Consider the following 14,764-nt stretch of genomic DNA (forward strand, 5'->3'; position numbering starts at 1 on the left):
GTACACAGCAACCATATTAACAGATTCTTTCTCAAAAGAAGCATAATGTAGTTACAGGCTGTTGGTTTTCAACAGAAATATATCATCCTTTATTTTTCACGAGGTTAAGCTCAATATGACTTCGACCATGTAGCCATAGCAGTTCATCCAGTAAAAACGCCAATCCATCCTTACTACGCAAACGCTCGATCAGTTCTGTAACGACCTCCATAATCTCACGCTGTACATTCTTCGCTAGTTGGAGGCCCCCACTTTCCCCATCCACATAAAGATGTGGATGATGCGGTTGTTCTACCTTTCGTACATGTCGCAGACACAGTATCCCATGTTCAAGATAAAAGAAATAGCTACGATCATACAGAACTCCCTCAAATAATTCATACATATGAGGATCATCATCAGGTCCGTATACCATGGCAACTCTTTTCAATTCAATTGGTTCGTTCATAAAAAATAATTCTCCTCCTATTTCATTAATCTTTTGTTAACTAAAAGAACACAAATTAATTTTTATGTATTTAATGTACGACTTCTTATACATATAATACACTTTCGCACAAAATTATTCAACACTTATCGAATAATATGTACGCATTATTGTAATTTAAGTTTGACTTCTCTAATATTTAAGTACATATAATAAGTTGAGGGGGTTTGCTCATGGGATTGAGACCAAGTTATAAACCAATGGAAATCACTCTAATTAAACGAGATAAAACACGAACTTACCTTCGTACTCAATTAGGAATATCACCATCCACTTTGGCGAAAATGTCTAATGGGGAATTTGTAGCCATGAGTGTCATTGCACGTATTTGTGAGGAATTGGACTGTAGAATTGAAGAGGTTGTTGAGTTTAAAAAGGAACAACCATTAGATAAAGAGAAAGAGTGCTAATCCGTTTGGGGATAGCGCTCTTTCTTTAATATACGTATTTGATACAGAACTGTTTAAAAAGGCTCTTCGCTTGGTTTTCTCCCTGTATTATCACTTGTACGGAAGCTTGAACCACAGCCGCCTGACATCCCGGACTCTTCATAATTAATCTCAAAATAAAGGTATATTAGGGAGTTCCGCTCTCTCAATGAATTCATTTTTAGGTACTGAAAATTGTAGTCTTGATTATTAAATGCACTATTTCTGACCTTGAGTACAACATTAATTCAATTACTAATAAGCATAAATAATGAAAATACAATACTTTACAAAGAAGATGAAAACAGCAGGTAAAGGAAAACTTGCTACTTACTTTAATCCGAATATTGTGCGGCTTTACTTATAGCAATATCGTAATCCTGATAAATTTATCATATCACTTTCAACTCAGATTAAAAAACTCTTAATATATCAATAAATATATGTTAAAATTTTTTCATAACATGTTAAGGGAGGAAATAATATGCATCCAATAGATTGTACTGGAAAAGTTTTCATCAAGGAAGAATTAATTCAGGCAAATAATGCGGCAATTAAAGAAGAAAGAAATCGTCAATTGAATGAAGATTTTTCGGATAATCTTCCTAATAATATAAACTTTCCTATCTGCTTAGCACTAGACCATCATAATAAAGGTGAAATACGAGTACAAATAATTTTTGATAGTAAGGGTACAACTGGTTTCTTGGATATGTCAAAGAAAAGGTATGACTTATTGCCCATTGCTTCAAAAGATGAAACCGGAAATGTAATTCTCACTTATCCTAAGGGAAAAGCTCATCCTGATAATAGACCATACCAAGAAACTACTCAAAAAAAATTACTAAGGAACAAAGATTTCAGAAAAAATGTTCTTGAAGCTTACAATTATAAATGCGCAATGTGTGATGTAAAAGCAAAATCTTCCTTAGTAGCCGCCCACATCTATCCAGTACATAAATGCAATGATGATTCTATACAGAATGGAATATGCTTATGTGCTATTCATGATAAAGAGTATGAAATTGGAAATATATGCATAAATTCAGATGGAACCATAATCAATTTTATAAGCGATGAAGGGGTCACTGTTAACTATACGAAAATTTGTCTGCCAGAGAAGCCAGAAAATCACCCTTCACTTGAGAGACTTCAACAAAGATTAGAACTATCCCTAAGTAAAAGAAAGAGAAAGAAACTGATACTAAATCTTTAATGTGAAAAGAGGAGCCAAACAAAAGGGATCCATCTTTCATGGATAATTTAGTTATATTTCTTTATCCATCCCTCATCTAATTGAGCAAATGGGATGTCCAACCATTCTTTTTTCCAATGTTCAAGATACATTGCAGCATTTGAAGAAGCGATGGGGCGCATTGATTTATTTCTTGAACTCAATAATTCTATTGAACCAATTAATAAAATAGCTTCCCCCAGTGTCTAGCTTAAATCATTAAGGTTCGTTCCCTTAATCCTTCAGATTTTTCGTCATACTAACTTCCAGAGTGTATCCTGGATACATCTTATTGTTTAGTGCTGTTTTTCGCACACTTTTTCAAGCATAAAAAACCTCCTGCACTAAGTATAATTTTTCGTTATACTCAAGTTCAGGAGGTTGTAATTAACAATCCAAAATCATTAAATTTAGGGTTGTGTTTACCCAGAAGAATGATTATGAATTACTTTTCTCACCACTGCAATTAACATTCCAATACACATATTCAGTAGAATACATTTCCAATCAATTACTCAAACGAAAAACCTGAATTAACAAGGCTCTTCGTTCGGTTTCCCAGCATCCGTAGCCGTACGGAAGCTTGAACCACAGCCGCATGTAGCTACGGCATTCGGGTTATGAATCGTGAAGCCGCCTGACATTCCAGACTCTTCAAAGTCGATTTCCAGACCGTCCAGGTAGCGGATGCTTTCCTTTTCTACTACAATCTTCATATCCTGTACGTTCATATATATATCCTGATCCGTCTCGTTGTCGTCAAAGCCCATTGCATACGAAAATCCGGTGCAACCGCCCGGCGTAACACCCAGACGTAAAAACATATTCGGCGTTTCCTGCTGCTCCAGCATATCCTTCAAACGCTCAGCAGCGGAATCGGTGATGTTAATCATAGCTCCATCCTCCTCTTTTACTTCATGTTCTCCTTCAGTATACTCCACTATTTGCAGGTGCTCAAGTCATGGAATGTCCTTCCCTTACAGGCTTAAAGACCTGTTTTTCTATTCGTTTGTATTGAACACCGGTGGTGTGAGGTTTATAATAGGTGAAGAGTGTGTAAAAGAAACTGTCGGAAATTTGTCATTTCAAAGGCGATATTTTGAGATATTCATCATTGTAGCCTGGCATTGTAACATTTTTCACATATCGTATATCCGCGCTGCCGGATTCTTACCGACGGAACGGGACATCCTGTGCGCACTTAGCGCTTGTGCCGCTGATTTGGCGGACAGCCTCGCACAGAGCAACTTGAAGGAGGAATAGGCATGTCCACATTAGTTACACCTTTTACAGACCGCAGAATGGCGGAAATTGTAGAAAAGGTACAGAACGGTATTCGTTTGAACCTTGAAGACGGTATATATTTGTATGAAACTGACGATATCCTCACACTGGGTCAGTTGGCTAACGAAGCTAATTTACGCAAGAACGGAAAAAAGGTTTATTTTATCGAAAACATGAGCCTGTACTTCACCAATGTATGCGAAGCGCGCTGCGCGTTCTGCAATTTCCGCAAGGATCAGGGGGAGGACGGCTCTTATACGTTGTCCGGGCAGGAAATGATTGATTATGTAGAGCAACACATCCATCCGGGGGTAAGAGAATTTCATATCGTCGGTGGTCATAATAATCATGTGCCTTTCCAATACTATGTAGACTCATTGAAGGCGCTGAATGAAAAGTATCCCCACGTTACACTGAAAGCTTACACTGCAGCGGAAATTGACTTTTTCACACGCATAAGCGGCTTGAGTATTAAAGAAGTGCTTCAGGAGCTGCAAAAGGCTGGACTTCAATCCCTGACTGGTGGTGGCGCGGAAATCTTGTCCGACGAATATCGGAAGAAGATGCGTGTTACCAAAGCCAACGTGGACCGCTATCTCGAAGTACATCGCACGGCCCACAATCTCGGCATGAAAACTCATACGACTATGCTGTACGGTTCGGTCGAATCGTATCAGGATCGTATTGAACATATGCTGCAAATTCGCGAATTGCAGGACGAAACGAACGGATTTATGGTATTTATTCCATTGTCCATGCAGCCGAAAAGCAAAAACGCCAACATCATGCGCCGTAACTCCGCTTACGAGGATCTCAAAACCATTGCGATCAGCCGCCTGATGCTGGACAATATCGACCATGTCAAAGCTTACTTCATTAATATTGGCCCGCAATTGACACAGGTCGCTCTCACCTTTGGCGCATCAGACGTCCATGGCACGATTGTGCGTGAGCAGATCAGCCATGCCGCAGGTGCGTTAACCCCTGCCGGATTGACCCGTAAAGAGCTAATCTGGCTGGTCAAAGGTGCCGGACGCATACCTGTAGAACGGGACACCTTCTATAACGAAATCGAAGTTTTCGAATAAATGTAATATCGGATTCAAATTTCCCGCGAGCATTTCATCCCCATTACTCACACCATGCAGCATCTGCTGCCTCGGAATACGCTGGTCTGCCTGACAAAGGCAGGCCTGATTCTCGGGTTTTATAACAACAAAAACTTGTGTTTGATCGATAAGACACCAGACCATTTGCCGGGGACACGGTAGCGAAAGGAAGGCGGATTTTGATGAAAAATTTCGTTATTCTGGGGGGCGGCTATGGCGGCCTTACCATTGCCAAAGAATTGCTGGATAAACACATTCCCGACGATGTTCAAGTTATTTTAGTGGATCGAATGCCCTTTCAGGGGTTGAAAACAGAGTACTATGCCCTAGCGGCAGGTACGGTTTCTGATTTTGATTTGCGGGTGCATTTTCCAGATGAACAACGTCTTATTCGCAAATATGGAGAGGTCACCTCGATGGATCTGGAGAATAAGATTGTCCATTTTCAAGACGGTGAACCCTTGCCCTATGACCAGCTTGTCATTGCGTTGGGTTGTACCGACCGCTTTCACAATACACCAGGGGCTGAAGAACACAGCTGTACGATCCAGTCGTTTAACCATACTCGCCAAACCTATCTGCGCTTGAACGAAATCAAGCCATATGGACATGTCCATATTGTAGGCGGCGGTCTTAGCGGTGTTGAGATTGCTGCGGAGTTACGTGAAAGCCGCACGGATTTGAATATTACCATTATGGATCGGGGCGAGCGGGTGCTGTCGGCATTCCCGCAACGTTTGTCTGCCTATGTACATGCTTGGTTCAAGGAGCATCAGGTAAATGCGCTGAATCATGTTGCGGTTTCCCGTATTGAGCCGGGGGCTATTTATAACCGTGACGAGCAAATTGTAACGGATGCAGTGGTATGGACGGCTGGGATTCAGCCGGTAAAAATCGTGCAGGATTTAGCCGTCCCTAAAGACCCTCAGGGTCGTATCGTGCTCAACGAGTATTATCAAATACCGGATCATCCTGAGGTGTATGTGGTCGGAGACTGTGCGAGCCTTCCCTACTCTCCAAGCGCTCAGGCGGCAGAAGTGCAAGGGGAGCAAATCGCACACATTGTACGCGACCTGTGGAAAGGCCAAACGCCTCACCCGCATCCTTTAAAGCTGCGCGGTACATTAGGCGCACTTGGCAAGAAGGCCGGGTTCGGCTATGGCTTTATGGGCAGTACCTCATTGCGTGGACGAGTACCACGCCTGCTTAAAAGCGGCGTGCTCTGGAAGTCGAAACGCCATTTTGGCTAACCGCATGCTCAACAAACAAAGAAGACCCGCTCCCAGAGCAGGTCTTCTTTGTTTGTTGAGTGAATGATGATGTATATTTCCTATACAAAAGGAAACTGGCTAAACGGATCATTATATTTCAATCCAAATCTAGGTTATCCCATGCTTCAGCTTCCTTAATTTTGTTCATAATCACTTCGTACAGAAGCTCTGCTGAATCTGCGGATACAATCTCACCGTTGACCATCGCATAGGGTTCGGCGTTGCACTGACCACAATTGCTTAGGCAGCCGTATTCAATCACATCATAATCTGGATTCTGCTCCAGCTTGGACATGATTTCATCGGTACCCCAATGCATATTACTGGTGCAAAACTCAATAATAGGCCTTAACATTTTTTCACCTGCTTTGGATGACGGGCATTTTAATTTGGCCCGCTTTGTAATATAATAATAAAGGTATAGGAAAGGAGTTGAATTCTAATGAGCGAAACACAAAGCGTTCAAATGTATGACGAAGTAGCAGATGTACTGGATAAGCTCCGTCCGTTCCTGCAACGCGATGGTGGCGACGTTGAGCTGGTTGACGTTGAAGACGGCATCGTTAAGCTGAAGCTGGTAGGCGCTTGCGGCAGTTGCCCAAGTTCCACAATCACGCTGAAAGCAGGGATTGAACGCGCTCTTCTCGAAGAAGTCGACGGCGTCCAAGAAGTGGTACAAGTATTCTAATGCTTGATGCATAATGATCATGAGAGTCTTGACTTCGGTAACGAAGCTCAAGACTCTTTTTTGTGTTACAGCGTCTGAAGGATCACTTAAGCTTATATGGTTGGCCGAATGGGGTCTAAACCTCCCGATACATCCATAATATTGCCTGTTATAAAATCCGAATGCTCCTCACATAAATAGGCGATCACTCGCGCAATGTCCTCTCCACTTCCCGGACGTCCACGCGGTGTCTCTTTATCCTGCATGCCGATGACATCGGCGATTGACATTTCCTTATTTGCTCCTCGGATATCCCCTGGACAGATCATATTGACCGTAATGCCATAAGGAGCTTCCTCCACAGCCAGTGACTTCGTAAAAGACACCAGCCCCACCTTGGCGGCTGCGTAGACGGCGCGATGCGGCCAAGCCCTTGCTTCTCCAGCATGACCAAAGCCAAAATGAATAATACGTCCCCAATGCTGGCTACGCATGTGGGGCAATACCAAATGATCCAGCAACATGGTACCGACCAGATTCCCTTGTATCATGGCATGAATCTCAGCCACACTGTAATCCGCAAACAGACGGCGTTCCCGGATGAACGGTCCGGCATTGTTCACCATAATATCGACTCCGCCCAGCCGATCCTGTACTTCACCAATCAGCCTCGTGATATCTTCCTGAACAGAGATATCCCCTTGTAAAGACAGGCAGCGTACTCCCTTAGACTCAATCACCCGCTTAAGCGCTTCGGCTTCTGCTTGGCTATGCACATAATTTAGCGCAATATTACAGCCTTCATCCGCCAGACGCAAAGCGGTCGTTTTACCTAAACCTTTGGCACTGCCGGTTATGAATGCGACTTTATCTCTCAACAATTTTCCTCCTGTTCACAGAGAACGGTCACCCCCAAGTATAAAATATTTAAGCTTCCCCTACAACTCCATCCAAAAAGAAACCCCAGTCCTCTTGTTCAAGAGAATCTGGGGTTTGCGTGCAATGCGTTCTCGTTCCCTGCTTAAAATGCTGGAATAATCGCGCCTTGGTATTTATCTTCGATGAATTTTTTAGTTTCTGGAGATTGCAAAGCTTTGATCAGCTTCTGAATCGCTTCGGAATCTTTATTATCAGGACGTGCTACCAGAACGTTAGCATAAGGAGAATCTTTATCTTCCAGTGCCAATGCATCCTTTGTCGGGTTCAGCTTCGCTTCCAGAGCGTAGTTCGTGTTGATCAACGCAATATCCACTTCAGGCAACTGACGTGGCAGCATAGCCGCTTCCAAAGTCTTGAATTCCAAATTTTTCGGATTCTCTGTAATATCTTTCACCGTGGATTCAATGTTTCCTTCGTCTTTCAACTTAATCAGACCTTGCTTGGATAACAGCAGCAAAGCACGGCCTCCGTTTGTCGCATCGTTCGGAATGGCTACAGTTGCGCCATCTGGGATTTCATCAAGCTTTTTATATTTTTGGGAGTAGATACCGAATGGCTCCAAATGAACTGCGCCCACAGAAACCAGATCCATTTTGCGCTCTTTGTTCATCACATCCAAGTAAGGTACATGTTGAAAGAAGTTAGCATCCAGTTGCTTGTCAAACAATTGTACGTTCGGCTGTACATAGTCGTTAAACTGAACGACTTGGAGACGAACCCCTTCTTTTTCCAACTGAGGCTTGATCGCTTCCAAAATTTCCGCATGCGGCACAGGAGAAGCTCCAATTTTCAGCTCCACTTCACGTGGTGATCCGCCTGTATTTTCGGTCGCATTGTTTGTATCCGATGTTGTGCTCTTTGTACCGCAAGCCGCCAGCACCGCAATTAATGTCAAGCTTAGTACAGCCAATACCCATTTCTTCATGTTATTACCCCTCCAATAATTTGTAATATTCAGGATCAGACGTCCTGATCAATAAGGATATCTATATGTTTTCCCTATTTTCGAGTATAATGCCGCACGAGACGATCCCCCGCCATTTGCAGCAATTGTACCAATACGACCATCAGCACGACCGCAACGATCATGACAGCCGTTTCATAACGATAATAGCCGTAGTTGATAGCCAGTGTACCCAGTCCACCGCCCCCGATCATCCCGGACATTGCCGTGTAGGATACGAGTGTAACGACGGTAATGGTTAATGCAGCGAGCAGACCCGGAAGTGCCTCACGTAACAGCACACGCCGGATAATTTGTCCTGTCGAGGCACCCATCGCTTGTGCGGCTTCAATGACGCCCTTGTCCACTTCACGCAGAGACGTTTCGACAAGACGTGCGAAGAATGGGGCAGCCCCAATAACCAATGGTGGAATGGTTCCCAACACCCCGGTCGAGGTACCTACCAGCGATCGTGTAAAAGGAATAAGTGCAACGATCAAAATGATAAATGGTACGGAACGTAAAATGTTAACGATGAATGATAATACAATGTATATCACCTTCATCAGAGTTAACGAGGAGCGACTCGCCAGAAACAATAATATGCCAAGCGGCAAACCAATAATGAGGGTGAACAATGCGGATGCTCCGAGCATCTGAAGGGTTTCCAGAGTAGAATTTCCCAGCTCTTCCCAACTCACTTGTGAAAAATCAAGTTCGCTCATTGTCCGATCACCTCCACATCAAGTCCTTGCCCAGACACTTCGCGCAGCGTTTGCTCTATATCCTCATGGTTTCCTTCAAAACGAACGATCAGCTGTCCATAGGGTACATTTTTAATCGTAGATATGGTTCCCTGCAAGATCGCAAAATCAACACCAGTGCTTCGAGCCGTACGCGACAGAATCGCATCATATGTTTTACTGCCCAAGAAGGAGATACGCACCACCTGCGCCGACTCACCGCCACCTGCTGCCGCAATCGCTGCTTGCAACTCCTCGGGATGTTCTGACTCCCGTTGGATAAAGTCCTTGGTTACCTGGTGCTGTGGCTTCAAAAATACTTCCGCCACTGGGCCTTGCTCCACGATGTCGCCCTGATGAATGACGCCAACTCGATCACAAATGCTTTGAATGACATGCATTTCATGTGTAATCAGCACGATGGTTAAATTAAAGCGCTGATTAATATCCAACAGCAATTTCAGGATAGACCCCGTCGTTTGCGGATCAAGCGCAGAAGTCGCTTCGTCACACAGCAATACATGAGGATCACTAGCCAGCGCCCGCGCAATTCCTACCCGCTGCTTCTGTCCACCTGAGAGCTGTGACGGATACTTTCCACTGTGTTCTTCCAGACCCACCAGTTCCAGCAGCTCACGAACCTTCATGTCCAGCTTTTCCCTGGGAGTGTTTACCAACCGCAAAGGAAATGCAATATTGTCATACACCGTTGCCGAAGATAACAAATTAAAATGCTGAAAAATCATTCCGATTTTTCGACGTTGCTTCTGTAACTGGGATTGACTCACAGTAGCGAGGTTTACCCCGTCTACCCATACTTCACCTGAAGTAGGGCGTTCCAATAAATTAATACAGCGGATCAATGTACTTTTCCCCGCCCCGGAGTGACCAATCACTCCGAATATTTCTCCACGCTTTATAGAAAGATTCAACCCAGATAGCGCATTAACGCGTCGGTTGCCTTTGCCATAATGCTTGGTTAACTGCTTAAGCTCTATCAACGTGCTGCGACCCCCTTCACTTCTTCCTTACCCTTTTAACCAGTTGTCATCTCTCAGAATTGTATAAAATCGCTATTTATTTATACAAAAAAGAGCCCCTTTCACAGAATGAAAAGGGCCCCACCTTGCGAACCTTTTCTCATCTGCCAAAATCGCTATAACTCTAGCGGTTTTGTAGGAATTAGCACCATCATGTTCCCTCCCAGTGTATTACACCGGGAAAGAACGGGTTGCCGGGCTTCATCGGGCCAGTCCCTCCACCTCTCTGGATAAGAAAAATATGTTAAACTCCAGCTTTAGCTGTCCGTTAAGTTTATATAAAAAAAACATAATTCAAGCATTTTTCTGAAACTAGGTTTCAGTATAGATAGTTTACATTGCTTTGTCAAAGGATATTTTCTATCATATTTTTGGGCGTACTGCCCGGTTCTCCCATTGTTTCGCAGTATGAGTAAAGGCGTTTGACAGCGACCGACATACCATTTCCAAGCCCTGCTGCAAATCTTCCAAATGGTGATCAAGGTCCTCCAGTTGGATTTTTCCATACAAAGCTCGGTGTCGTTGCCAGAGATCATCCTGCATTTCCGTATTCATATAGTGTATCTCCGTATTCCGACGCTTACGCAGCCGATTGATGGCATCGTTGTAAGTATCCTTGATATCAATTAAATTATCGGTCAATACAGGATGCATTTTGAGATACTTGAGCTGCCGCAACACGGTAAAATACGAATAGTGCGCCTTATACTGCCCTGTTTTTAAATCATACAGATCATTTAGCCAGTTACCCAGCTTATCCAAAATAGAGAAAACCCGAACAAACCCATCTTTATAAAAGAAAACATATAACGCATAATCGGATTTTTCATCCTCACTCATATCTTCAGCATATCCGGCTTTCACTTTCATACGGAAAAAGGCGGAAGCATGATGGCTCTGCTCCAGTTCATCCAGAGATGACATTAGACCGCGTGTTAAAATATCCGCCTTCCGAAAATCGTGGGTCGGATCTCCACCAGCCTGAATTTGCCGCTCCAGCAGGTTCAACATAGCTGACATGCTATTCATGGCATCTAGCAGGATGCCTTTGTTCACACGTGGTGGCTCACCCAGTAGCTTGCGTATCATGCTTACGCCTCCTTATAAATGTAAAATCCGGCTGTAGGTTTAATTAGGGCGTCAAGCGAAATAACTCGTCCATCGTTGATCTACAAGCTTAACAATATCCTCACGCGGTAACACCTCATCTGGATACCCCGGCTTCATACGCGCATCCACTACAATCGGCAGCTTATAGTTCAGATGATGCAAACGCACTTCGCTGTCTGCGTACATATCTGTAGCCGGGTTAAAGCGTGTGAATACCGTCCACAGGAACGAGGCTTGAGAGCGAACGACTTCTTTGGCATCGTCTACAATGAAGACGAGCGGCCACTCTTGCTCACCCGCTGCTAATCGCTCCAAAACACGTGCCGCCAGCTCAGGCTCCTGCTCAAAGGACGCACCCGATACGACGAGGCAACCTCCGCAATAGGGCTCAATTTCACGAATTCCCGGCAGATCGCCTCCCTCATAAGCACGAGGCAATTCACGTACAGGCTCACCTATCCCCATCAGGATGGCCTTACTGCCATGATTCAGCTTGCGGCCTGTGTAATCGAGTGTATCGTGTGACGTGTGATTGAAAATAAATAAATCCCTTGCTGGATTAAATCGCTCCAGAATGGTTTCCAGCAGCAGGTTAAAGTCAGATAAATCAATTACTCGATCCGTCAGCATCAGGAACTTTGTCAACGATAATTGACCTTGACCCAAAATGGTAAAACCGGATACAAGCGCTTCACGGGAGTAGCTTTCACGTACGACTGCCGCTGCCAGCGCATGTACGCCCGTTTCCGCATACGCCCACAGGGACTTGACGGAAGGCATCACAAGCGGATAGGCAGGCGACAGCAGACGTTGCAAAAACTCACCGAGATAGTAGTCTTCTTGCCGAGGCTTACCTACAATGGTTGCCGGATAAATGGCATCCTTGCGGTGATGCATATGTTTGACATGAAATACAGGGAAATCATGCTGTAATGAGTAATAGCCAAAATGATCACCAAACGGGCCTTCCGGACGGCGTTCATGAGGCGGTACATAACCGCTGATTGCAAATTCTGCTTCTGCTGGAATCCGGTGACCCCCGAGCGGGTCTTCTGTCATGGGCAGCTTGCCTCCCATAATAAGCGAAGCCAGCAACAGCTCAGGCAAGTTTTCCGGTGCTGGCGCAATGGCAGACGCAATCAGGGCAGGCGGGCCACCGATGATAATCGTCGTAGGCAATGGCTCATTACGCAGTTCCGCTTCATGATAATGAAAACCGCCGCCTTTATGAATTTGCCAGTGAATGCCCGTCGTCTGATCATCATAAATCTGAATGCGGTACATCCCCAAATTATGATCCTTGGGCTGACCTGGCTTCTCAGTATACACGAGTGGAAGCGTAATAAACGGCCCTCCATCCTCATGCCAACTGGTCACTTTAGGCAGTGGTGCCAGCGGAGCCTCTGTACGGCGAACTCCCAATACAGGGGCCTCGCTATGAGATACTGTTTTTAGCCCTACTTTTAGCATGTCCTTAATCAGGCCACGTTCATTCCACAATGCTTTGGGTGTAGGTGGAAACAATGTTTTGGTCGCTCCTACAATCGCATCCATCAGTTGCTCTGGGCGCGGGCCAAAAGCCATGTCCACACGGCGATTTGTGCCAAACAGATTACTGGCTACAGGAAACGGGGTTCCTTTTACATTCGTGAACAGAAGTGCCGGCCCTTCTTCCTCAATGACTCTTCGATGAATCTCAGCCAGCTCCAGGTAAGGATCGACAGGTGCCTCTATAATTTTAAGATGATTTTCTTTACGCAGCGCTTCAATAAATTGGCGCAAATTCTGGTAGATCAACTGGACGACTCCTCCTAAGCAAATCAAGCCCTCGAGAAACTCGCGGGCCTGGTTTGTTTCTTATATGCTATTATACGTGTTAAAACGCCTCTTGGGCAAAAATCCGCTTCACTACGATTCATGAAATGCTTAGGTACGTTGTGCTTGGGTCGAAACAAACTTGCGGTCCGGTGACAATTGCCATACACGGTAGCTCAGATAAGCCAAAATCGAGAACAACGATGCAATCACCAGCATATGTCCCAGCACGATAAACATGTAGATTTCAGGTTTGTTGACGTACAACAAGATAATTCCAATCACCACTTGAAGCAAGATTAACAAGACCGATACGACACCCAATATACGGATATCCCGGTGATTCGGGTGATAACGGTATGAGTAGTGACCCACAGCCAAGATAATGACGAACAGCAGACCAGCTGAAATCTGATGAAGCAGCAGTGGAGATATGAAGCCCCCAATATTTACAACCTTCTGGATGACCGAGTGACTAAGCAACGCCCCTGAATAGACAGCAATATAGGTATAGATCGTCGATAACCATATAAAGTTACGAAAGCCCCGACTGACAGGCCCAGGAATCAGACGCGGGGTGTGGCGTGAATCTGCATGCTCCTGCCAGGCCCCCAACGTCATCATAGTTGCACTGGCAAAGGCGATAAGCGCAAAGCCAAAATGCATTCCCATGACTGCAGCCGATTGGGAGAAGACGACAGCCAACGCCCCCATTGCACCTTGTATGATGACAAACATGAGCGTGAGCAGCGAGAATAGCTGCAAATCCTTCCGATGCTTCATAAACAGCAAAAAGCCAACAAATGAGGCGATAGAAAGAATCCCGGCCATGGCACTGACGGAGCGATGAGAGAACTCAATAAGGGATGCGATCGTATGTGCCGGAACCAGCTTACCATTGCACAGCGGGAATTCCCGGCCACAGCCGAGACCAGAATCCGTTCGCGTCACGACACCTCCACCGAAGGTAGCCAAAAACATGACAATACATGTTACGAGTGCCAGCCATTTTAATATTCTGATTTTGTTATTCAAAGAATTCACCCGTATCCTTCCAAATATAATATTTATTCACTTTATATGTTGTGAAATGATCACTTAAAGTAATTATAACTGATATATCGTTCCTTGACATACGAGCTTTGTTGACAAAATGTGAACGTGTCCGTGAGAAAGCCGCCCCCTGAGAAGGAAGCGGCTTTCTGAATGTCTTGATGTTATTTTGCCAAGCTCGCGTGGACTTCAACAGCCCGATCCAAAAATTGCTCAATCTCTTCGCGGGATTTGCGCAGTCTGTTCACCAGACGTACCAGTTCTCGCCCTTCACTGTAAGCGATAAAGCTAGGAATCCCCAATACATTTTGCTCTTGACTGACGCTTTCGGCCTGTTCTACATCAATCTCAATTAATGTAAGCTTATCTGCATATTGTTGTTCCACATCAGGCATGAACGGATCGATGAAATGACAATCCTTACACCAGTCCGCCTTAAACACAGCCACCGTAACGCCCGGAGTGGATATTGCCTTATTAAAGTCTTCATGAGAGACGATTTTTTGCATGGATGATTCCTCCTTAAATTCTTTTAGTGCTGAAAAGATTGCACTTTCTATTGTAACGCCAAGTGAAGCTTTTGCACACTACCCCATTCTACTCACATGCCGATTGGAAGCCCTCTCATTGAGGCATACTAA

16 protein-coding genes and 1 riboswitch are annotated in these 14,764 nt (G+C 44.6%); of the genes, 5 read left to right on the top strand and 11 right to left on the bottom strand.

All coding sequences use genetic code 11. The annotated features are described in order from the left end of the window. Positions 1-82: 82 nt before the first annotated feature. Entirely contained in the window at positions 83-448 is a 366-nt protein-coding gene (locus BM358_RS18065; RefSeq protein WP_028541435.1) for a hypothetical protein, read from the bottom strand. A 212-nt stretch (positions 449-660) separates the two neighbouring features. Here BM358_RS18065 and BM358_RS18070 point away from each other — a divergent pair, with 212 nt between their 5' ends. Then, positions 661-897, top strand: a complete 237-nt coding sequence (locus BM358_RS18070) for a helix-turn-helix domain-containing protein (RefSeq protein WP_028541434.1) — start codon at positions 661-663, stop codon at positions 895-897. 502 nt (positions 898-1,399) lie between these two features. Beyond that, positions 1,400-2,131, top strand: a complete 732-nt coding sequence (locus BM358_RS18075; RefSeq protein WP_028541433.1) for an HNH endonuclease — start codon at positions 1,400-1,402, stop codon at positions 2,129-2,131. Between the two features lie 551 nt (positions 2,132-2,682). Here the strand turns inward: BM358_RS18075 and BM358_RS18080 are convergent. Continuing rightward, a complete protein-coding gene (locus BM358_RS18080) occupies positions 2,683-3,042 on the bottom strand; it encodes a HesB/IscA family protein (RefSeq protein ID WP_013311832.1) in 360 nt (119 codons plus the stop codon). Positions 3,043-3,414: 372 nt separating this feature from the next. Between BM358_RS18080 and mqnE the strand changes: the two genes are divergently transcribed. Together mqnE and BM358_RS18095 are read left to right on the top strand one after the other, a co-directional pair. Continuing rightward, the gene (mqnE, locus tag BM358_RS18090) at positions 3,415-4,521 is read left to right on the top strand and encodes an aminofutalosine synthase MqnE (RefSeq protein WP_023990177.1); all 1,107 of its coding nucleotides are present in this window, start codon (positions 3,415-3,417) and stop codon (positions 4,519-4,521) included. Positions 4,522-4,724: 203 nt separating this feature from the next. Continuing rightward, positions 4,725-5,792: an NAD(P)/FAD-dependent oxidoreductase gene (locus BM358_RS18095; RefSeq protein WP_023990178.1), complete on the top strand. Its 1,068-nt coding sequence runs from the start codon at positions 4,725-4,727 to the stop codon at positions 5,790-5,792. A 118-nt stretch (positions 5,793-5,910) separates the two neighbouring features. On the opposite strand, the gene BM358_RS18100 is transcribed toward BM358_RS18095, so the two are convergent. Beyond that, positions 5,911-6,168 carry a YuzB family protein gene (locus tag BM358_RS18100; RefSeq protein WP_023990179.1) on the bottom strand — a complete coding sequence of 86 codons (258 nt, stop codon included), beginning with the start codon at positions 6,166-6,168 and terminating at the stop codon, positions 5,911-5,913. Positions 6,169-6,255: 87 nt separating this feature from the next. Between BM358_RS18100 and BM358_RS18105 the strand changes: the two genes are divergently transcribed. Continuing rightward, complete coding sequence (locus BM358_RS18105) at positions 6,256-6,501, top strand: NifU family protein (RefSeq protein ID WP_013311836.1); 246 nt, start codon at positions 6,256-6,258, stop codon at positions 6,499-6,501. Positions 6,502-6,593: 92 nt separating this feature from the next. Here the strand turns inward: BM358_RS18105 and BM358_RS18110 are convergent, their stop codons facing one another. The 8 genes from BM358_RS18110 to BM358_RS18145 form a co-directional block, all read right to left on the bottom strand. Then, complete coding sequence (locus BM358_RS18110; RefSeq protein WP_023990180.1) at positions 6,594-7,358, bottom strand: SDR family oxidoreductase; 765 nt, start codon at positions 7,356-7,358, stop codon at positions 6,594-6,596. 143 nt (positions 7,359-7,501) lie between these two features. Next, the gene (locus BM358_RS18115; RefSeq protein WP_028541431.1) at positions 7,502-8,344 is read right to left on the bottom strand and encodes a MetQ/NlpA family ABC transporter substrate-binding protein; all 843 of its coding nucleotides are present in this window, start codon (positions 8,342-8,344) and stop codon (positions 7,502-7,504) included. Positions 8,345-8,418: 74 nt separating this feature from the next. Then, positions 8,419-9,087, bottom strand: a complete 669-nt coding sequence (locus tag BM358_RS18120; RefSeq protein WP_025723588.1) for a methionine ABC transporter permease — start codon at positions 9,085-9,087, stop codon at positions 8,419-8,421. Next, on the bottom strand, positions 9,084-10,106 hold the full coding sequence (locus BM358_RS18125) for a methionine ABC transporter ATP-binding protein (protein ID WP_028541430.1): 1,023 nt from the start codon (positions 10,104-10,106) through the stop codon (positions 9,084-9,086). Before BM358_RS18125 ends, BM358_RS18120 begins: the two co-directional genes overlap by 4 nt. Before the next feature lie 136 nt (positions 10,107-10,242). Continuing rightward, positions 10,243-10,382, bottom strand: a riboswitch (SAM riboswitch). A gap of 126 nt (positions 10,383-10,508) precedes the next feature. After that, positions 10,509-11,234, bottom strand: a complete 726-nt coding sequence (locus BM358_RS18130) for a Cthe_2314 family HEPN domain-containing protein (RefSeq protein WP_028541429.1) — start codon at positions 11,232-11,234, stop codon at positions 10,509-10,511. Between the two features lie 51 nt (positions 11,235-11,285). Continuing rightward, positions 11,286-13,052, bottom strand: a complete 1,767-nt coding sequence (locus BM358_RS18135) for a UbiD family decarboxylase (RefSeq protein WP_025723591.1) — start codon at positions 13,050-13,052, stop codon at positions 11,286-11,288. Positions 13,053-13,181: 129 nt separating this feature from the next. Then, positions 13,182-14,114 (bottom strand): COX15/CtaA family protein, encoded by a 933-nt coding sequence (locus BM358_RS18140; protein ID WP_028541428.1) that lies wholly within the window; start codon positions 14,112-14,114, stop codon positions 13,182-13,184. 173 nt (positions 14,115-14,287) lie between these two features. Next, entirely contained in the window at positions 14,288-14,632 is a 345-nt protein-coding gene (locus BM358_RS18145; protein ID WP_028541427.1) for a thioredoxin family protein, read from the bottom strand. Positions 14,633-14,764 lie beyond the last annotated feature (132 nt).

The organism is Paenibacillus sp. cl130 (assembly GCF_900116035.1).
GTDB lineage: Bacteria > Bacillota > Bacilli > Paenibacillales > Paenibacillaceae > Paenibacillus > Paenibacillus polymyxa_B.

What these genes read in the sequence shown, in the direction of transcription:
- BM358_RS18065 (WP_028541435.1), bottom strand. Translation starts at nt 448, where the DNA reads ATGAACGAACCAATTGAATTGAAAAGAGTTGCCATGGTATACGGACCT.
- BM358_RS18070 (WP_028541434.1), top strand. Translation starts at nt 661, where the DNA reads ATGGGATTGAGACCAAGTTATAAACCAATGGAAATCACTCTAATTAAA.
- BM358_RS18075 (WP_028541433.1), top strand. Translation starts at nt 1,400, where the DNA reads ATGCATCCAATAGATTGTACTGGAAAAGTTTTCATCAAGGAAGAATTA.
- BM358_RS18080 (WP_013311832.1), bottom strand. Translation starts at nt 3,042, where the DNA reads ATGATTAACATCACCGATTCCGCTGCTGAGCGTTTGAAGGATATGCTG.
- mqnE (WP_023990177.1), top strand. Translation starts at nt 3,415, where the DNA reads ATGTCCACATTAGTTACACCTTTTACAGACCGCAGAATGGCGGAAATT.
- BM358_RS18095 (WP_023990178.1), top strand. Translation starts at nt 4,725, where the DNA reads ATGAAAAATTTCGTTATTCTGGGGGGCGGCTATGGCGGCCTTACCATT.
- BM358_RS18100 (WP_023990179.1), bottom strand. Translation starts at nt 6,168, where the DNA reads ATGTTAAGGCCTATTATTGAGTTTTGCACCAGTAATATGCATTGGGGT.
- BM358_RS18105 (WP_013311836.1), top strand. Translation starts at nt 6,256, where the DNA reads ATGAGCGAAACACAAAGCGTTCAAATGTATGACGAAGTAGCAGATGTA.
- BM358_RS18115 (WP_028541431.1), bottom strand. Translation starts at nt 8,344, where the DNA reads ATGAAGAAATGGGTATTGGCTGTACTAAGCTTGACATTAATTGCGGTG.
- BM358_RS18120 (WP_025723588.1), bottom strand. Translation starts at nt 9,087, where the DNA reads ATGAGCGAACTTGATTTTTCACAAGTGAGTTGGGAAGAGCTGGGAAAT.
- BM358_RS18130 (WP_028541429.1), bottom strand. Translation starts at nt 11,234, where the DNA reads ATGATACGCAAGCTACTGGGTGAGCCACCACGTGTGAACAAAGGCATC.
- BM358_RS18145 (WP_028541427.1), bottom strand. Translation starts at nt 14,632, where the DNA reads ATGCAAAAAATCGTCTCTCATGAAGACTTTAATAAGGCAATATCCACT.